We start from the raw sequence: 19,635 nt of genomic DNA on the forward strand, positions 1-19,635 counted from the left end.
AACAAAAAACCTCTGCAGGTGAAGCCCTACAGAGGTTTTTTAATGATCTTTTATTGAAAATAAGTTTGAAGACTAAATGCTTTGTCTAACTTAATTCGAGTTTTTCAGGAGAGATCAGAATGCCATTATTGTCAGCATAAACGTACTGCCCAGGCTTAAAGGTTACACCACCAAAGGTTAAATCGAGATTCAATTCACCCAGACCTTTCTTCTCAGTTTTCATCGGGTGCGTCCCCAATGCCTGAACACCCAGATCAATGTCGCTGATCGCATTTACATCACGAATAACGCCGTAAATAATTATTCCAGACCAACCGTTTAGTGATGCCTTTTCGGCCAGCATATCCCCAAGCATTGCTTTGCGCATAGAGCCACCACCATCCACCACAAGCACTCGACCTTCACCGGGTAGAGCGACCTGTTCACGAACCAGTGAGTTATCTTCAAACGCTTTCAACGTAACGATCTCGCCACCAAAGCGCTCTCGCCCACCAAAATTGCCAAACATCGGTTCTACAACCTGCACCAGATCGGGAAACTGGTCACAGAGTTCAGGTAATAAATCATCCACTAGGAGGCTCCTTAAATTGAACTGTTATACATTTAACAGGTAACTGAATCACTACAGACTATCATCGCTGATATAAATCTTTTTTGCACTTGCACTATAGGACGAAGGTTCTTTTGCCTGAAAGCTATTTCTGGAAAAGATAATTATCCAACGGCCTCCCTTCTTCTGCCCCGTTTTCGTACTCGACCAGCTTAAGCTGAGGAAAACTATCGCATAACATACGGGGTTTCAAACAGAATCGCTGCGAAAATCCAGTTTGACGGTGATGTTCCAAATTAAAGGTGGAGATAAATAATCTACCTGAAGGTTCAATTAGTGCTGAGAGTTGCTGCAATAGCGAAGGGTCAGGGAGATAGCGCAGAATAACGATATTATCAAAACAGCCCAGTGCTGACAGAGCTCCAGTGACACTAAGATCTAACTGATGAGTATCAATCATCCTCCCCTGCTCTGCGGCAAAGACCTGCAGACGCTTCAGCCCCTCTTTGGCAAAATCAACAGCAACAACTTGATGACCTGCTGCAGCAAGCTGTAGTGCGGCTGCTCCATCACCACATGCCAGATCAAGGGTTCTACCGATCGGTAACTGATCTAATTTCTCCTGTAATTCATCTGATAACTGGCCAGCCGCTGCTGATTTATTCTGGTAACGAGTATTCCAGATTGCTGCTCTATCAACTGTTTTGCCATCGGTATGGGTCATAGTGTTTTTCCGCAGAATTTTAAGCAACTAAAGGTTAATATATACAAAATACATATAAGAGACTGCAACCAGTGTTTGAAGAATACAAACTAATTATTGTCATCCTATTTATTGCCGTTGTCTTTATACCTGTAACCTGGCAGGCGCTGCAACGTCGAAAACTCAGCCCGCCCCCCATGGCCAGTAATGACCGTAAACTCTTCAGGCTATGGCGTTCAGACCCACAGTCGTACGAGCGTCAATATGGCGAGATGGATCGACATTATTTAGAAGCTCAAAAAGAAAAAAACCGAAATACTGATTAATATTTCGGTTTTTAAACTTTAAGATTTTGAAGAAAGCCTGTTAATGCCTGATTCCAGAGCTTTCTTTATGTTCTCGTTTGTAAAAGGCCTAGCAATACCTGAGCTGGATGTGGAATCTGCTTCTCATCCAACCGCTTAACCTGGCTACGGCAAGAATAGCCGCTAACAACCAACCTGTCCTCATTAGCTGGATCAGCCACGACTTCAGCCCAGCTCAGATCATAGATCTTCCTAGACGTATCGTAATGCTCGGTTTCATGACCATAGGTCCCTGCCATACCGCAACAGCCCGTCGCCTGAAGATCAAGTGTCTGACCTAATGACTGATAGATCGTTTTCCAATCCGCCATAGAGGCAGCTGCAGACGTCTTCTCAGAACAATGCGCCATCAGCTTATAGCTCTGCTGCGGTAATCCTGCAGCTTTAGAGCTAAGCAGGTCACAATGCTTAACCAGCCACTCCTGTAATAACTGAACCTCTATTTTCAGGCGAGTCCCATCATCAACATACTCCTGACGGTAAGTCAGGGTCATGGATGGGTCGATACCAATCATTGGAATTCCACTGCTGGTAAATTCCTGCAACATCCGTGTATTAGCATCGGCAGCTTTATTAAAAGCACCTTTGAAGCCATGCACATGTAAGGGTTTACCGTTAGGCTTAAACGGCGCTATCAGCACATTGAAACCGGTGCGTTGTAACAACTCGATAACATCCAGTACCAGCTGAGTTTCGAAGTAACTGGTAAAAGCGTCCTGAACGATGATGACTGAACGTTCACGCTGATCCGGGGCAATTGATGAGAGCTCTTCAGGGCTGGCAAACTTTACATTACGCTCATCCATTCCCTGCTTTAAACTGTTAGTGCAGATAGGCGGGCTGTCGATCATACCCACCCAGCGCTTAAATACTGATTGAATAAGGCGGTTCTTCATCATCCAGTTATACGGCGCCGGAAAGCGGGCAAGATAAGGGATCATATACTCCAGACCGCCAACCATATAATCTTTCATCGGCCGTAAATAACGACTGTAGTAAGCTTCCAGGAAACGGGAACGAAAATCTGGAACATTAACTTTGATTGGACACTGGGCAACACAGGACTTACAAGCCAAACAGCCCATCATCGCCTCGTGAACTTCATGATTGAAGTCATATTGCCCCTGCTTTTTACTCCAGCTATTTTTGATCCTCTCAGGCAAACTGCTGATGAAAGAACCGTAGCGGGCTTTACGGCCTTCGGCAACAACATCAACCCCTTGCAATGACATCAACCTCAACCACTCCCGTACCAGAGAAGCACGGCCTTTAGGTGAATGTTTACGCTCCCGAGTCGCTTTCCAGGAAGGACACATCGCATCATTCGGGTCAAAGTTATAACAACCTCCATTACCATTACAGAACATCGCCTGCTTATACTCATCCCGGGCAGGTGCCGGAATCTGACGATCATGCTGGCCTCGCGTAGGCACTTCATCAATTTTTAGCAGCTCAGCGCCGTCAATCATGGGGGTACAGATTTTACCCGGGTTCAGCTGATTTCGGGGATCAAAGGTCCCTTTAATACGTTGCAATTGAGGATAGAGCTCGCCAAAAAAGGCCGGCGCATATTCAGAACGAACCCCCTTACCGTGCTCTCCCCAAATCAGGCCATGGTATTTTTGGGTCAAAGCGACAACCCCGTCAGAGATAATTCGAATCAGCCCCTCTTCAGCCTCGTTTTTCATATCGATCGCAGGACGAACATGTAAGACACCGGCATCCACATGGCCAAACATACCGTAAGCCAAATTATGACTGTCGAGTAACTCACGGAACTCCTTGATGTAAGCTGCCAGATTTTCGGGCGGCACTGCCGTATCTTCAACGAAAGGAATTGGACGTCGTTCACCCTGAGCGTTACCCAGCAGACCAACCGATTTTTTCCGCATCCCCCAGATCTTATTTACTTCCGCCGTACCGAAAACAACAGAATAACCGAAGGTTTTCCCAGGGTTACCCGATACTGTATCCAGATAAGCGGTCAGCTTATCAATTTTTTGCCGTAGCTCCGCTTCATCATCGCCGGTATACTCAATCAGGTTGATACCCTGAATGCTGGGCTCTCCTTCATGTTGAGGAAAATAGTCTTTGACTGACTCCCAGATGATGTCGTTCATGGCCAGGTTTAACACTTTAGAGTCAACCGTTTCAATTGAGGTTGGCCCCCATGACATCAGGTCAGCAGCGTCTTCCAGGGAGTCCTGAAAACCGGAGTATTTTAAATTGACCAGCGCTGAGTATTTAGGAATTGGCAAAACATTCAATTTCGCTTCAGCTATGAATGCCAGCGACCCCTCAGCACCGCAAAGTACAGAATTAAGGTTGAAACGCCCCTCTTCATCGCGGATGTGTGCAAGGTCATAGCCCGTCAGGCAGCGGTTCAGTTTAGGGAATTTTGCTTCTATTAGTTCGTGGTGTTCAGTAAAGACCTGATCAACGACCCGATGCACGTCACCTACCCGGTCATCCCGTTGTTTAATCTGTTCCAGAGTTTCATCATCGATCGGCCCAGAGCCCCATAGGGTGCCATCAAGAAAAACAGACTTTAACTCCAGCACATGATCGCGGGTCTTGCCGTACATACATGAACCCTGACCACTGGCGTCGGTATTGATCATTCCGCCGATAGTGGCCCGATTACTGGTAGAAAGCTCCGGCGCGAAAAACAGCCCGTAAGGCTTCAATGCAAGATTAAGTTGATCTTTAACCACCCCGCCCTGAACCTGGACCCAACGCTCATCAGCGTTAATTTCGAGAATCTGATTCATATGCCGCGAGACATCGACTATCAAGCCATCACTCAAAGACTGGCCATTCGTACCGGTGCCTCCGCCACGTGCACTGAGCACGATATCATTAAAACGAGGCTTTGCTGCCAGACCCGCTAATACCACCAGATCTTCAACTGACTTAGGATAAACCACACCCTGAGGCAACACCTGATAAATACTGTTATCAGTAGATAGCACGACTCTATTGGCATAATCAGGATTAAGTTCACCATCAAAGTGACTGTTTTTTAAAGCTTCAATAAAGTCTAGATAGCGCTTCTGGGTACTATCAATCTCAGCTATACGTGGAATCATCTCTCAACCTGTCAGATCAGTGGTATCAAATTAGTTTGTTATAATGAGGGCATATCATTTATCATTCAAACGATAAAATATGATCAATTAATTGGTAAAAACGATAAATGTCAAGAAGCCTATCAATTCGTCATCTTCGCGCCTTCACACAAGTTGCTCACTGTGGCAGCTTTACTCAGGCAGCCAGCCGGCTTCACCTTACTCAATCGAGCCTTACTGCGACCGTAAAGCAGCTGGAGCTATCGGTCGGGCTAACCCTGTTTGACCGCACAACCAGACGGGTATTGCTGACCCACGAGGGTGAACAGTTCCGTCCTGTAGCGGAGAAACTGATCTCTGATTTCGATACCGCTATAAACGACCTGAAAGCAGTTGCCGGGCAGCAACAGGGACAAGTGGCTATCGCCGCCTCCCCTTCAACTATCAGCCGCTTGTTGCCACCGGTGGTGGAAGCTTACCGAAAGCAGTTTCCTGATATTGCCATCTCGTTGCACGATGATAGCGCCGGGCAGATCGAACAAAAGGTACTGGATAACGGTGTCGACTTCGGTATCGGAGCCAATCATTCAGCCCATCCAGAGCTTAACTATCAACCGGTGCTAACCGATCGATACGGTGTTGTTGTGCCTGCTAACCATCCATTTAGTAGTGAAACAACGATACAGTGGCAACAGTTGATCGAAGAGGACCTGCTGTTTCTGTCGGTGGATACCGGTATTCGTGCCCAGCTGAATCAATTCAAACAAGCGGGGCAGTTTCAGCTTTCAGATCGCAAAGCGATGCTTGAGGTATCGAATCCGGCGGGTATGGCTGCATTAATCAGACAAGGGATCGGAATCTCAGTACTGCCCGCTCTCGCGGCTAGCACTGATTCATTTAAAGAACTTCGTTTTGTGCCATTAACTGAGCCATTAATGCGCAGGGAGATCTGTCTGGTGAGCCGTAAAGGTCGATCGCTGAGTCCGGCCGCTATGACCCTCCTCAGCTATACTCGTGACCATCTGCTCAGCATGCAACTTCCGGCATACCTGGAAAGCCTGGCAGAAAAGCCTGATTAAGCTGCAGCTCTTTTCAGGCTCAGAAGACCAAACTCTGAGAAATCAGGAACAAGAAATCAGAGTTTATAGAGCCGGCAGTTTTCACCTTCAAGAGCATTAATTTCTTTGATCATATCCAGCCCTTTACGGATCTTTTGCATCTCTGCCCGATGACCGGCTTTCAGACTCTTACGAATCTTACCTTCGATGAAACGCTTAATCTCTTTTTCATCTTCAAGAATAAGGCCCGGAACAGGGACAGGCTTACGGGTATCCTCATCCATCGCCACCATGGTGAAATAGGAAGTATTAGTGTGCTTCACTATACCCAGGCGAAAATCTTCAGAAATAACTTTAATACCGATCTCAAGAGAAGAGTTGCCGACGTAGTTAACCGACGCGGACAGGGTTAGCAGATCCCCTACTTCAACCGGATTCAAAAAATCGACTGAGTCGACAGATGCAGTCACACAGTATCCTTTCACATGGGACGCAGCACAGGTATAAGCAATCTTATCCATCAGCGATAGAATGAACCCACCGTGAACTTTACCGCCAAAATTTGCATAAGATGGCACCATTAACTCTTTCAGTACCGTCTGCGATGCTTTAACTGTTCTATACTCGCGTTCACTCATGAATTTAAAGCCTATCAATTTATATTATTATTCAGCACCGATAATACCGTGTTACTAGACTAATGTAGAAGACCTAAAACGGAAATATCAGTGGCGTTATAAGTAAAGTGATGATCATCGCCATGACCTGTAACGGTAACCCCACCTTCACGAAATCGATAAAGCGGTAATTGCCCGGCACCAATACCAGGGTATTCACCGGGGACGCTATTGGCGTGGAAAACGCGGTTGATGCTGCAATTGCAACGGCCATCATAAAAGGCTCCGGGCTCATACCTAACCCCTGGGCTATCGCAATCGCGATTGGGGCGATCAGAACAGTCGTCGCTGTATTAGATATAAACTGGCTCAACACCGAAGTAAGCACAAAGAGCCCGGCACAGATAAGAATCGGCGTGCTGTTGCCCAATATCGATAGCAACCCATTTACAATAAGATCCAAAGCACCACTTTTCTGTATCGCCAAAGCCAGTGGCAGCATACCGGCAATCAGCACCAGGCTGGTTGCATTCAGAGAACGGTAGGCTTCATTCATATTGATGCAGCCGGTCAGTATCATCGCTACAGCAGCCAATAGAATGGCACTCAGACTCGACAATACACCACTGATCATTAGTACCAGCATGCTGAGCATAATGAATAATGCGATCGGAGCATGCCCCCATCGAGCGGAGGTTTCCGTCATCTCAGCAGGCGTTTCCAAGACAACAAAGTTATGTCGTTCTTCCAAAGCTTCTATATAACGCCAGCCTCCCGCCAGCAGTAAGGTATCACCAAATGCGAGCGGCTCTCCGTTATAACGGGTGGTAAGGGGTTTACCATCCCGAAGGACACCTATCACACTTAAATTATACTGCTCCCGAAACCGTGCCCCCTGAATAGTTTTGCCAACAATGGGAGATCGGTTGTGCAGCATCACTTCTGCCACACCAAACTCTTTATCCATCCGGGTGCGCTCATCATCTGGAAAGCCGAAAAACATGCATCCGGTTTGAATGCACATTTTCTCTATCCCTTCCGGCTCGCTATATGCGAGCAGGATGTCACCACCTTCTATGAGAGTCTCACTTAATACCGGCATCAACGATGACAGCAGTTTCCCATCGCGTCGAATGGCAAATACCGTCACTTCAAACTGGGTGCGAAGGCGAGCATCAGAGACGGTTTTACCCACGAGTTCTGAGTCATTTCTGACCCTCAGTCGGTAAAGGTTATCCTGAATGCCGTAGCGTTCTGCAAACTCTTTAAGGTACGGGTGAACCGCCTCCCTAACGCCGGTTTCAGGTAACAACGCGGGAGCAATAAATACCAAATATACTGTACCAACAATCAGGATAATGCCGCCAATTGGCGTGAAATCAAAGAAACCGAAAGGTTCAAATCCTGCTACCTGCAACTGGGTACTGGCAACCATATTCGGTGGTGTACCGATCAGTGTCATCATGCCGCCGATCAGTGACGCAAACGAGAGCGGCATCAACATTCGCGAAGGCTGAAGTCTGGCTGAGCGACAGATACTTAATACCACAGGAATAAACAGGGCCACTGCACCGGTAGAGCTCATCACCGCAGACATACCCGCAACGACCGGAATTAACACCAGTAACAGCTTCTTCTCACTCTGCCCACCCATGCGCATAATCCAGCTACCGACAGCCGCGGCAACACCGGTACGAAACAATCCCTCACCCACCACAAACAAACCGGCAATCATCACTACCAGCGACTGTCCAAAGCCCGATACAGTCTCGGCTGGCGTGATAATGCCTGAAACGGCCAAAGCAACAACCACCATCATCGCCACCAGGTCCATACGAATACGGTCCCAGATAAATAATCCGATAGTGATCAATAGCAAAGCAAAGACAAACAGAATTTCAATATTCACAAGGTGTCCGATGGGTTTGTCATGCTATAACTTGATAGCGCGACCTTTTAATTGGCAGATAGCTACAGTATCCGTCAAAAAGGTTAAAGCTTTAGGTTGATGACTCAGATCGCAAGGCGAAACCAACACTGACGCTCAACTTACTTCCCTACGAGGCTTCAATACCAGATATACACCGCAAACCGTGACCATAATGGCAGCCACCTGAATCCAATTTAACGATTCGCCAAAGAGTATCCAGGCTTCCAATGTCGTGACGGGGGGGACTAGATAAAAATAGCTGGCCACACGGGCTGCCTCCCCTTCGCGGATCATAAACATCAGTAGCAATATTGCCGAGATAGACAAGCCAAACACCAGCCACCCAAGAGCCAACACTAACGTTAGGTTCCATTCAATCTGGCGTTCTTCAAAGAAAAAGGCCAGCACACCCATCACTACAGCTGTAGCGAGATACTGCCAGATAGAACCAGTTAAAAGATCTACCTGCCCGCCAAAACGCTTCTGATACAGCGTACCCAATGAAATGCCCACCAGAGCCAACAATGCTGCCACAATAGCCTCTGGCCGAATAATCAGGGTTTCACTGTTCTGACCGCTGAGTAGAATAGCTATTACGCCTAACAGGCCCAACAACAAGCCAAACCATTGCAATGAACGCAAGCGTTCCCCCAGCCATTGCCAGCCAATCAGAGCGGTCAATAAGGGTTGCAAGCCCACGATAATCGCAGTAATGCCTGCCGGCATCTGCCACTTAATAGCCGCAAAAACCCCACCCAGATAACAAGCATGTACCAGAAAACCGACGACCGCTTGGTGCCCACCCTGTCGCAGGGAAGGCCAGCGAGAACGATACAACAACGCCAGTCCCGTAAATACGGCCAGGGTCAGCAGCATACGGATAAAGAGTAGATAGAAAGGTTCTATATAGGGTAAAGCGTACTTTGCACCAATAAAGCCGGTGCTCCAAAGTAAAACAAAAAACAATGGCACTAAACGGGCAAATCGAGAATGGCTCAAGGAGGTCACCGGTTCAAAATAAAATGGCTGTAACTAATCTAAGAATAAAGCGCTAATGACTAGTGATCATTGCCCGCATAGACCCACATCGGCTCTGTTTTGCCGGCTCGGGTAAAGCCCATTGCTTTATAAAAGCCAACAGCATCACCATCAGCAGTCAGCATCTGCTGATGAAACCCCTGATAACGCTGCTGCATAACCAGCATCAGTTTTTTTCCAACTCCCTGCCCCTGGTATTCAGGCAGAACCAATAGATGGGGATAATACACCACCAAATGGCCATCCGAGATCGCATTTCCAATCCCTATTAACTTACCGCCATCCCGGGCCGTTACCAGACTGTGGGAAGCCTTCAAAGCGGCCATCAGTTTTTCCGGTTTATCCGCTGCAGACCAGTTATTACCCCGGTAAAGTTCTAGTACCTCATCCACTTCAGGACTATCGGACAAACTAATCTCTATGCTCATTAAATATTCCTTTTTCAATAAAGAGAAACCGGTTGGTAATAGAACAACTCAAACCGCTCTTGAGGGTCAATAAATTGATTACGCTGATATTCTGCAAACGCGGGTGTAGCACCCACTTTAAACCCGGACCCTGACAACCACTCGTCTTGTAAGCGGGTGATCCAGGGTAACAAATTCCCATATTGGCCACTAAACTTAAATCTTGCATGCAGCCCGCCAGGAATCACCAGTGAGTTTACCAGACCCCGTCGGGTAATTGCCCGATCAATACCAAGACAGGCAACGTAACGGCACTGATCTAATGGCGTCAACGCCGGATTGGAATGATGTAGCCCCACTTGCTTGTTAAATGGACGGTTCTCAGCAACAGCCCAGGCTTGCAAAATTTGCCAGGCCGTTTTAATCGAGCGACCGTAACCCAGGTGGCGAATATAGGCAACCGGCTGGTCGGGTAACTCAATCAGATCGGGTAAAGGCAGAGAACAATCAGCGATTCGTTTAGCTCCTGCTGCAATCTCAGGGTCGTTCTTATAAGGCAATCTCTGTGGGCGTTCCTGATTTCGCCAGCGCCCTGGACTGACACCAAATTGTTCACCGAATACACGGGTAAAAGAAGCTAACGAGTTATAGCCAGACTTCAACGCGATATCCCGTACCGGTGTGCCGGGTTCGAACATCAAATGATTTGCCGCCTGTTCCAATCGAACCCGCCGAATATATCGATGCAGAGACTCTCCGGTAACACTTCGAAATACCCGGTGAAAGTGTTGCTCCGAATAAGCAGCAACCCGCGCTAGAACAGCACCGGTTAAAGGCGCGCTCAGATCCCGATGAATATGATAAAGAACATCATTAATTCGCGCTTCTTGTTGTATAGCAGCCATATTGACTCAATTTATAACTTATTAGCATATATAGACAAAAAATAAATCATATATGGATAATATACAAAGCATAAATGGATAAATACATTACCTAACTCGAGCATACACTCTGGAAACAATCAAAATAACCCATCCAGAGAAGCTGCAATATGCAATTTTCCAGCCCCGCAGGCTCACTAAAGCCATCCTACATAAGAGAAATTCTAAGTGCTGCGAGCCAACCTGACATGATTTCAATGGCAGGTGGCCTACCCGCTTCATCTTTACTGCCGGTAGATCTTATTCGTACTTCATGCGAATCACTCGCCGATCATAGAGAGCTGTTCCAATACGGTGCCAGTCGCGGATACTCCCCTCTGATAACAACATTGAACAAACTGTACCCAGAACAGAACAACCCATGGTTAATCTGTAACGGCAGCCAACAGGGGATCGACCTGATCGCCCGCGCATTTGTGAACCCTGGTGACGGCGTAGTAGCAGAAATTCCTGCTTATCTTGGTGCGTTACAAGCTTTTCAACTGTCAGGCGCTCAGATATATCCGCTGTACCATATCAGCGAGGCTGGCGAGGCTGGGTCAAAGCCTGATCTGATTCAGCTTGAAAGCCATTTTAAAACAGGCAAGGTTAAGCTTTTCTATGCAGTTCCTGACTTTCATAACCCCACTGGCAAGGCCTGGTCAGAAGAGACTAGAATCAGAGTTTCCAACCTATGCCGCCACTATGGCGTCATTCTTATTGAAGATTCTCCCTATCGCGAATTACGCTTCTCTGGTGAACAGTGCTCATCACTAACCCCTCTATGCCCAGAGGTTTGTATCAGCCTTAAATCATTTTCAAAAATAGGTTTTCCGGGTATCCGGCTTGGCGCGATGAGTGGACCGGCTGAATTTATAGCTATTGCTGAACGTATTAAACAAGCGACTGACCTGCATACAGGGTTACCACAGCAAGCATTAATTAACGCGCTACTTAATCACCCAAAATACCCTGATCACTTGGCACATTTGCGAAACAGCTACAGGGGTCGTCATCAACAACTTAGATCAGAACTTATAAAGCAGTTAGGAAATCAGGTTCAGTTTGAAAGGGTTGAGGGCGGGATGTTTATCTGGTTAAAACTGACAAAGGGTAGCGGAACTAACGTTGCGGCAAGGGCCTTGAAGCACAAATTAGCCGTCGTTCCCGGAGCTGCCTTTTACCCTGAAGGGGTAATCGCCGAGGATAGCGCCATCCGACTGAATTTTAGTAATACCGAGCCTACTCTTATTCCTGAAGCGGTATCCAGGTTAGCCAACTCTCTTGAGAGCTCATCCTGAACGGTCAAAAAATAGTGAAAGAGATCGATACAATTAAATACAGTTATTAAACCCTATTGATCTCTTACTCTTATCACTCAACTGTTCTTATCAATGGACTCAACCCACTCGCCCTCACGAGCCTCCATCCCATCACTAATCGCATCAACTACCTCAGAGGCAGCATCAGGAATATTTTCGACCACGGCGATGGCAACATCTTCGATATTATCCGGTGCAGCCTCGCTGAGTCTGTTAACCACCTCAACCGCATCTTCAATTTCACTGGCGGGTTCTTCTATGATCCCAGTATTCTCTTCGTTATGACTTTCATGCAACAGTCTGGAGACCTCAGCAGCGACATAGCCTGCGCTCTCCGGTACCGCTTCAACAATTTTTACTGCAAGGTTTAGGGACATCTCCGGTGACAGTTCTGACATTCGGGTTAACCATTCAATGGCTTTCTGATGCTCATCATCGTCAATGACTTCCGCCCCCTCCTCGATAGGATCTAAAACTCCGTCAGTCTCGCTTAATGCCTCTTCTTCCTCCTCGGAAACTGATAGGTACTCATCAGTAATCTCAAGCATAGACTCAGGCACCGCTTCAACCACGGTAGCAGCAACATCCATCGCTTGATCAGGAGCGGCTTCAGACATTCTGGAGACCCATTCAACCGCATCCGGATAGTCAGCTGATTCTGCTAAATCATCGGTATCCGAGGTAACGCCTTCCTCGGTAGAACCTTCTTCATAATTAGCCATATACCCTTCGGTCATTTGAACCGCAGTTTCAGGTACCGATTCAGCCACTGCCACCGCAATGTCCAATGCCTGCTCCGGTGCCGCTTCGGATAGTCTGGAGACCCACTCAATCGCATCAGAATGCTGGCCTTCATTACTTGAATCAGCAGCAGAACTCCCTGAGCCCCCAGCTTCCTCTATACTGTCAGAATCATAATTTGCCATATACCCTTCGGTCATAGGCACTGCGGTTTCAGGTACGGATTCGGCAACTGTTACAGCAATATCCAAAGCTTGGTCCGGCGCAGCTTCAGACATTCTGGAGACCCATTCAACTGCATCTGAATATTCTTCTGCCTCGACCTCTGTATCACCATCTCTATCTACCAAAGCGCTATCCTCAACGGCATCCTGCTCATAATTCGCCATATACTCTTCGGTCATTGGCACCGCGGTTTCAGGAAATGATTCAGCAACGGTTACCGCAATATTCAACGTCTGCTCTGGATTTGCTTCCCACAACTCTGATGCTATGTTCATAGCATCGGATTCACTAGTATCCTCATCTCTATCCGCTGGGCGAACCGCTTCCCATTCCTCTGCTAACAGCCCTGAATAATACTCAGCCACCTGAGTAGCCGATTCTGGTGCCGAGGCCACAGCAATTCGCGCCATCTCTAGACGCATTTCAGGAAACACCCGCCCTACCTCAATCGCTACTGCTATCACCTGTTGCGGATACCATACGGCCAGTTGCGAGATCAGTTCGGGGGCTAATTCTGGTTTAGCTTTAACGATAGCCTGGGTAATCTCAAGAATCTGATAGGGAGCCGTCTCCTTCATGACTTCATAGAGCCGCATAACATCAATGCCAGGTACTGTTGCGACTGCGGCCGCAACTTCCGTGCCTTTTTCTGGATTGTTCCGGGTTAAAGCTCGTGCCATATTTACCGCTGCAGCAGGGTCAGATTCGGCAATCAGAACAGCCGTTCTTGCTGCAGAACTAGGAGCAGCATCAGGCTCTACATATTCCGTTCGTGGATCCAGGCCAACCGAGCTAGAAAGCGCGGCGTTTTGCATGACAAAGTCTTCCTGATCAGACACTGGCAACGCCTTACTGACAGTCATTCGATACGCCGTAAACAGAGCTAATAGAATCTGAAGGATAGCGAGGAAGTAGAACAGACTAGAACTACCGAATACCTGCATCACCACAGAAGCCGCATAAGGACCGATTGCACCACCGATACCAAACGCCAGCAGTAAACTTCCCATGGCTGACACCATCTCGGTCTTTTTCAGCTTATCAAAAGATTCGGCAACACTTAGTGGGTAATAGCAGGTGACGATACCTGCAGCTACACCGTTGAGAATAAAGATACCCACTATCATTCCCCGTTCAGCCAGCGGAATAATCGCGAGACCCAATACCGACGAAAGCAGCAACAGTACAAGTAAAATTGATCGACGATCAAAACGATCGGACAGCAACCCTACAGGAAACTGTAATACAAAGGCCCCTATAATCGCACACCCCATAAACAGCGAAAGTTGAAAGCCGCTTATATGATATTCCGCGGCAAACACGGGTAGCATATTAAACAGTGCAGAATAAACAGCTCCTGAGATTAAACAGGCAGCAACCCCCAGCGGTGATATTTTGAACAGTGAGATGACTGACATGGGCGCAATCGTTTCAATAACCGGCCCTTGAGCGCGGCTGAAGAGTATCGGTAACGCCGCCATGCAGAAGAGCATTCCGACAATAATGAATAACGTGCTATCGGAGGGGTCTGCAACCCCCATCAGAAACTGCCCACCGAATAAGCCGCCCAGGATACAAGCGTTGTAGACCGCTAATACTTTACCCCGGCTTTCCTCAGAAGCACTATCCGTCAGCCAGCTTTCCATCGCCGTCAGCAAACAAGCATGACTAAAGCCCAGCAATACCCGTAGAACGCCCCAAAGGAAAGCATTGGTATCAAGCGTAAAGGCAAGAATACAGATCGCTTCAATCGCGACACTACCTGCGAAGGCACGAATATGGCCGACACGTTTAACCAACTGTTTACTGTAAATCGCACCGGCAAATAAGCCGACAAAAAACATCGACAGCACCATACCGATGGTATCGGTAGACATGCCTTCCAATCCCATACGAGAAGGCACTAGAATATTCATAAGCCCGATGCCCAGATAAAGAATCACTGCGCTGCTAAACAAGGCTATTAAAGGCAACAGGGTATTTCGCACTAAACGTATTCTCTAAAATTCTGACTGAATAAAGGTTTCAAAAAACAAAAAAAGCCGGCTTCTTAAGCCAGCTTTGTATGAGGGCAGTCTAGCACCACAACCCAAAATGAAACACTATATAATTATCTATTTACGACAGAATTAGAGACGTTTTACCCAAATTTTGGGCTATTTTGATTATCTTTTTGAGAGCACCGACATCGTTAGCCGCGAGATGCAGATAGCTTTATCATTTTCATCTTTAATACGGATATCCCAGACCTGTGTTGAACGACCGATATGAATCGGTGAGGCCTTGCCATAAACCCTTCCGGTGCTAATACCTGAAAGGTGATTAGCATTCACTTCAAGACCCACACATGAGTGCCCTGGTTCAGCCGCTAACTGTGCAGCAACACTACCCAGCGTCTCAGCTAAAACCACTGATGCGCCACCGTGGAGCAGGCCCATCGGCTGATGGGTGCGGGTATCAACGGGCATAGAAGCACAAACATAGTCAGGACCGATTTCAGTGATCTCAATCCCAAGATGATCTACCAATGTGTTTTTGGTAAAAGACTGCAGCTGCTCGACACTCATCTCTGTTTTCCAGATAGGCATAATCTGTTCCTTTGATTAGAAAGAAACAATTTAACCTGAACCTCAGGGCTGAAAAAGGACATATCCTGTCAGAAAACTAACATCTACGGTCAGATGCCGATCGAGACTTAGCAGCAATGTAGGGAAAAGCAGGCACTAGTTCTATAAGCGCCCCTCCTTGCGTAACCGCCGCTCAACCCACCAGTGATAGAGGTAACGGGATACGGCTCGAATTAGCGGCAAGCCGAGCAACCAGCCAAGCCATTTCAAGCGCGGTACCCGGCGCATCAATAGCCTATAGGCATCAAGTTCAGAATGAATTTCACCCTGTGAATCGCGAATATGAAGTTCAAGCAACGCTTTATGGGGATCAATTCCCCACTCCCTAAGCTGCCGTTCTTGCCCGGTAATATCAAACCAAATCACAGTGGCATCATCTGCTGCCTGCAGAGATTCATAGTACATCCGATCCTGCACACAACCGTCGCAGGAACCATCATAAAAAACGGTTATAGAACGTTCATCAGACATAATAATTTGTACATAATTAAAATACCGAGCCAAACCGGTCGAGACAGGTAAGGTAAAGTCGCAGATCTAACTCAAGCTGATGGTAATCCGGCTCCATATACTGACAGAGTTTATAGAAAGCACGGTTATGTTCCTTCTCACGAATATGAGCTAACTCGTGGACAACTATCATGCGCAGAAAAGGCTCAGGAGTACGCTTAAAGAGAGACGCGATACGGATCTCTTTTTTCGCCCGCAATTTATTCCCTTGTACCCGTGAGATATGGGTATGAAGCCCCAGAGCATTGTGAATGACATCAATTTTGTCATCATATTCCACCTTACTCAGCGGCGCTGATTTTCGCAGGTAACTATTCTTGAGCTCTAAAGTATATTGATAAAGCGCTTTGGAACTGGCGATAGTATGATTGCCTTTATAGCGCTTACGCAGATAGTCCGGGAGTTTCCCTGTGTCTATTAGTGAATCCGCTTGCTGCTTAAGCTCTGGTGAGTACCCTGCCAGGTAATCAACTGATTTTCGCTGGCTCATCCACGGCCTTCCAGCAATGCCCGAAGCTGCTCTGCCCGCTTACGGTTTACGCCCATGTCGGAATAACCCACCCGGGAAGCTGAACGGATATGAATCACACCGGCTACGCTATCTTTACGTAGTTCCAAGTCGTCCACAAACCCGAATAAACTGGACTTAAACTCAGCGGCTAGATAATTAGTGTCAGAGCGGACAACTTTACCGCCCAATGATTCGACATCCTTAGCAACCGAAGAGAGATCCAAAACACATAAGCCAATTGGTTCTATAAAATGGGCGCTATCGGTGCCCACTTCACTGCAAACGGCATTTGGTTTAGAACCACAGGGGGCTAGCAAACCCTCTGAAAGCCCAGGTGATGTTGCGCTACGCGAATTGTAACCCTGTAGCGCGAAATAACCTGACACTAGTAACAACAGCCCAACTAACACCATAGGAGCGATCATAATAAATTGTTTCATTTCAATACCTAGAATGAAAAGTTGAATGTTAACTATCGGGACATAAGCTGTAATAAGGTAAGGCAGTCTAAGCATTCCCAAAGAACCTAGTATAAACTAGCTCTCTCTCAATAATAGCGAAACAGTCTGAATACAGTGCTAACCCCTCAACTGATCAACTGGCTTCTTCTTAGCATCCTGATAGTCGTCTGGGGCACCTCTTTTATGGTGACCTCAATCGCTATCGAAGGAGGACTCACTGCAGTCACCATAACCTTGCTGCGCATAGGTTTAGGTGCACTTGTCATTACCCTGTTTGCATATTCAAGGGGGTTACGCTTACCGTTCAATCTCAAGAGCTGGGGTAGCTTTTTGCTACTGGGGCTATTCGGCAGCGCTCTACCTTTTATGCTTATTACATGGGGCCAGCAGTCGGTTACCTCTGCAAGCACCGGTGTACTGATGGCTATAATGCCTTTCGTCACCATGCTAATTGCGCACTACTTTGTTGAAGGTGAACAGCTAAACCGCTACAAAATCATCGGCTTTATTCTCGCATTTACCGGTGTGACTGTTTTACTCAACCCTTTTGCAGCTGGCAGCATTGATCTTCTTGGAGCATTAGCCATTCTTGCAGCGGCAAGTAGTTATGCGTTAAACACCGTACTGATAAGACTCCTTCCTAAATTTAATCCGCTAATTGCAGGCGCAGGAATGTTGATATCTGCACTGTTGCTAGTGATGCCATTGGTCGTCATCAATGGCGCCAATATTTTTGATGAATTAGTATATGCAGCAACACCAGATGCACTCATAGCCGTTATCTGGCTGGGATTAATGCCAGCAGGCTTTGCTTCTATTATCTACTTCATCGTAGTGAACCGTGCAGGCCCAAGCTTTCTGTCTAACTGTAACTTTCTCATCCCGGTGGTAGCTTATTTCGCGGGTACACAGATCCTTGGCGATGCCGTCCCTTCTACAAGCCTGATCGCATTAGTTGGTATTCTCGCCGGCATCGCCCTTACGCGAATCCCGCGATGAGATATGCCGATAAATCATCGCTTCCTTGTCACGAAATAGCATCCGCTTTTCAAACCGAGCACCTACCGCTTCGGCAAGCATTCTCGAAGGATGATTCTGTTCAAAGATAAGGCTAATCAGATGTAGTTCAGGCAAATATTCGGCGGCCATATCTCTGACTGCAAGTGCCGCTTCACGACCATAACCTTTGCCTGTAAACCCCGGCAGTAATGACCACATAATTTCAGGCTCAGGCCAGTCTCCGGGATACCAAAGCCCGATAACACCTACAACAGTTCCTGAATCTTTAAGCTTAACCGTATAAGGTCCGTAATTGTGGATCTCCCAATGCCCGATTAATGCAGCCACGATTCGCCAGCTCTCTCCTTCATTAAGGGGACGGCCAGTGGTATAACGCGTCAATTCAACATCACTATAATATTTGTGAAGTTCAGGCCAGTCATCAATACTCACTTTATCGAGTTGTAACCGGGAAGTAACGACCTGTACAGGAACTTGATAACTCACGTAAACCTCCAAAAAGCCTATGAAACTTATCGCCAGCAATCTGCCTTGCGAATAAGTGTGTATCTGAATTTCATCTTTAACCTGCATTTATATCAAGTAGTCGATGTTCATTAAAGAGCCCACCCTATTTAACCTAATTAACTGAAGGGTAGCTCTGATGCTATCAACTCTATTGATAACGGTATAAATATCAAAATATAATACGTTAAGAATCTAGCCATAGAGATTTAGTACTGTTTTAATACTATCAAAGGTTCGAGCATGCCCCTGGGTATTGGCAATTGTTCGCCCCTTCCCTAATGCAAAACTTTATAACCGATCAGGATATCCGTTATGGCTCAGACAGCAGCACTGGTGCAAACCTTAAAAAAACAACTCAAGGCTCAGGGTAAAACCTACATCGATGTCGCTGCAGCATTGGATCTCAGTGAGGCCTCCGTCAAGCGGCTGTTTTCAGAACAAAACTTCACACTGCAACGGCTTGAAGTCATTGCAGAACTCGCGGGGCTTGAGTTGACCGGCCTGTTTCGACTCATGGCAAAGGAACAGCAGCGGCTTACACGTCTGACCCGAGAACAGGAACAGGAGATCGCCTCAGATCTTGAACTATTACTGGTTGCGGTCAGTGTCATCAATGGCTTTAGCTATGCTGACATCGTCACCCATTATGAGCTCGATGAGCATCAGTGTATCCGCAAACTGGCACAGCTTGATCGACTAAAGATAATAGAGCTCCAACCCAATAACAGAGTGAAGCTATTGGTTGACCCTAACTTTTCCTGGTTACCTAATGGCCCAATCCAGCAGTTTTTTCAAGCAAAAGTAGAACAGGATTTCTTTCGTTCCAGGTTTGATAAACAACATGAGAAGCTCATCGTTTTGAACGGGGTCTTAACGCCTGAGGCCAATCTCGCTATGCAGAAGAAGATGGAACGGATCGCAGAAGAGTTTAACAGTCAGATTCGTGACGATGCTCCCCTGCCGATGGAACAGAAGCATGGCAACACTATGGTGCTGGCGATACGACAATGGCAATACAGCCTGTTTAAAAACTATCGGAAAAGCTAACGGGG

Annotated in this window: 19 protein-coding genes; 5 read left to right on the top strand and 14 right to left on the bottom strand. The window is 47.0% G+C overall.

Features of this window, described 5'->3' with window-relative positions; translation table 11 throughout:
• Positions 1 to 85 precede the first annotated feature (85 nt).
• A complete protein-coding gene (gene rraA, locus QZZ54_RS15385) occupies positions 86 to 571 on the bottom strand; it encodes a ribonuclease E activity regulator RraA (RefSeq protein ID WP_290703773.1) in 486 nt (161 codons plus the stop codon).
• Positions 572 to 695: 124 nt separating this feature from the next.
• The gene (locus QZZ54_RS15390) at positions 696 to 1,274 is read right to left on the bottom strand and encodes a methyltransferase domain-containing protein (protein ID WP_290703776.1); all 579 of its coding nucleotides are present in this window, start codon (positions 1,272 to 1,274) and stop codon (positions 696 to 698) included.
• Positions 1,275 to 1,345: 71 nt separating this feature from the next.
• On the opposite strand from QZZ54_RS15390, the gene QZZ54_RS15395 reads away from it, so the two are divergent.
• A complete protein-coding gene (locus tag QZZ54_RS15395; protein ID WP_290703779.1) occupies positions 1,346 to 1,579 on the top strand; it encodes a hypothetical protein in 234 nt (77 codons plus the stop codon).
• 65 nt (positions 1,580 to 1,644) lie between these two features.
• Here the strand turns inward: QZZ54_RS15395 and QZZ54_RS15400 are convergent, their stop codons facing one another.
• Positions 1,645 to 4,707: an FAD-binding and (Fe-S)-binding domain-containing protein gene (locus QZZ54_RS15400; protein WP_290703782.1), complete on the bottom strand. Its 3,063-nt coding sequence runs from the start codon at positions 4,705 to 4,707 to the stop codon at positions 1,645 to 1,647.
• Between the two features lie 107 nt (positions 4,708 to 4,814).
• On the opposite strand from QZZ54_RS15400, the gene QZZ54_RS15405 reads away from it, so the two are divergent.
• On the top strand, positions 4,815 to 5,765 hold the full coding sequence (locus QZZ54_RS15405) for a LysR family transcriptional regulator (RefSeq protein ID WP_290703785.1): 951 nt from the start codon (positions 4,815 to 4,817) through the stop codon (positions 5,763 to 5,765).
• A gap of 56 nt (positions 5,766 to 5,821) precedes the next feature.
• Here QZZ54_RS15405 and QZZ54_RS15410 read toward each other — a convergent pair whose 3' ends face one another.
• From QZZ54_RS15410 to QZZ54_RS15430, 5 genes are all read right to left on the bottom strand, one after another.
• On the bottom strand, positions 5,822 to 6,382 hold the full coding sequence (locus QZZ54_RS15410) for an acyl-CoA thioesterase (protein WP_290703788.1): 561 nt from the start codon (positions 6,380 to 6,382) through the stop codon (positions 5,822 to 5,824).
• A gap of 73 nt (positions 6,383 to 6,455) precedes the next feature.
• Positions 6,456 to 8,270 (bottom strand): SLC13 family permease, encoded by a 1,815-nt coding sequence (locus QZZ54_RS15415; RefSeq protein ID WP_290703789.1) that lies wholly within the window; start codon positions 8,268 to 8,270, stop codon positions 6,456 to 6,458.
• A 135-nt stretch (positions 8,271 to 8,405) separates the two neighbouring features.
• On the bottom strand, positions 8,406 to 9,299 hold the full coding sequence (locus QZZ54_RS15420) for an EamA family transporter (RefSeq protein ID WP_366645732.1): 894 nt from the start codon (positions 9,297 to 9,299) through the stop codon (positions 8,406 to 8,408).
• Between the two features lie 50 nt (positions 9,300 to 9,349).
• Positions 9,350 to 9,757, bottom strand: a complete 408-nt coding sequence (locus QZZ54_RS15425; protein WP_290703795.1) for a GNAT family N-acetyltransferase — start codon at positions 9,755 to 9,757, stop codon at positions 9,350 to 9,352.
• A 14-nt stretch (positions 9,758 to 9,771) separates the two neighbouring features.
• A complete protein-coding gene (locus QZZ54_RS15430; RefSeq protein WP_290703798.1) occupies positions 9,772 to 10,641 on the bottom strand; it encodes a helix-turn-helix domain-containing protein in 870 nt (289 codons plus the stop codon).
• A 149-nt stretch (positions 10,642 to 10,790) separates the two neighbouring features.
• On the opposite strand from QZZ54_RS15430, the gene QZZ54_RS15435 reads away from it, so the two are divergent.
• On the top strand, positions 10,791 to 11,960 hold the full coding sequence (locus QZZ54_RS15435; protein WP_290703801.1) for a PLP-dependent aminotransferase family protein: 1,170 nt from the start codon (positions 10,791 to 10,793) through the stop codon (positions 11,958 to 11,960).
• 77 nt (positions 11,961 to 12,037) lie between these two features.
• On the opposite strand, the gene QZZ54_RS15440 is transcribed toward QZZ54_RS15435, so the two are convergent.
• From QZZ54_RS15440 to QZZ54_RS15460, 5 genes are all read right to left on the bottom strand, one after another.
• On the bottom strand, positions 12,038 to 14,935 hold the full coding sequence (locus QZZ54_RS15440) for an MFS transporter (protein ID WP_290703804.1): 2,898 nt from the start codon (positions 14,933 to 14,935) through the stop codon (positions 12,038 to 12,040).
• A 177-nt stretch (positions 14,936 to 15,112) separates the two neighbouring features.
• Positions 15,113 to 15,535, bottom strand: coding sequence for a hotdog fold thioesterase (locus tag QZZ54_RS15445; RefSeq protein ID WP_290703806.1), 423 nt, complete (start codon positions 15,533 to 15,535; stop codon positions 15,113 to 15,115).
• 141 nt (positions 15,536 to 15,676) lie between these two features.
• Positions 15,677 to 16,045, bottom strand: a complete 369-nt coding sequence (locus QZZ54_RS15450) for a DCC1-like thiol-disulfide oxidoreductase family protein (protein WP_290703809.1) — start codon at positions 16,043 to 16,045, stop codon at positions 15,677 to 15,679.
• Between the two features lie 16 nt (positions 16,046 to 16,061).
• Positions 16,062 to 16,574: a YgjP-like metallopeptidase domain-containing protein gene (locus tag QZZ54_RS15455; protein ID WP_290703812.1), complete on the bottom strand. Its 513-nt coding sequence runs from the start codon at positions 16,572 to 16,574 to the stop codon at positions 16,062 to 16,064.
• Positions 16,571 to 17,035, bottom strand: a complete 465-nt coding sequence (locus QZZ54_RS15460; protein WP_290703815.1) for a DUF1499 domain-containing protein — start codon at positions 17,033 to 17,035, stop codon at positions 16,571 to 16,573. Before QZZ54_RS15460 ends, QZZ54_RS15455 begins: the two co-directional genes overlap by 4 nt.
• A 135-nt stretch (positions 17,036 to 17,170) precedes the next feature.
• Here QZZ54_RS15460 and QZZ54_RS15465 point away from each other — a divergent pair, with 135 nt between their 5' ends.
• Positions 17,171 to 18,055, top strand: coding sequence for a DMT family transporter (locus QZZ54_RS15465; RefSeq protein ID WP_290703817.1), 885 nt, complete (start codon positions 17,171 to 17,173; stop codon positions 18,053 to 18,055).
• On the opposite strand, the gene QZZ54_RS15470 is transcribed toward QZZ54_RS15465, so the two are convergent.
• A complete protein-coding gene (locus QZZ54_RS15470) occupies positions 18,008 to 18,562 on the bottom strand; it encodes a GNAT family N-acetyltransferase (RefSeq protein WP_290703819.1) in 555 nt (184 codons plus the stop codon). The two genes, QZZ54_RS15465 and QZZ54_RS15470, sit on opposite strands and share 48 nt — an antisense overlap.
• Positions 18,563 to 18,895: 333 nt before the next feature.
• Between QZZ54_RS15470 and QZZ54_RS15475 the strand changes: the two genes are divergently transcribed.
• A complete protein-coding gene (locus tag QZZ54_RS15475) occupies positions 18,896 to 19,630 on the top strand; it encodes an XRE family transcriptional regulator (protein WP_290703822.1) in 735 nt (244 codons plus the stop codon).
• The last annotated feature ends 5 nt before the right edge of the window (positions 19,631 to 19,635 follow it).

This window comes from Amphritea sp. (assembly GCF_016744155.1).
Classification (GTDB): domain Bacteria; phylum Pseudomonadota; class Gammaproteobacteria; order Pseudomonadales; family Balneatricaceae; genus Amphritea.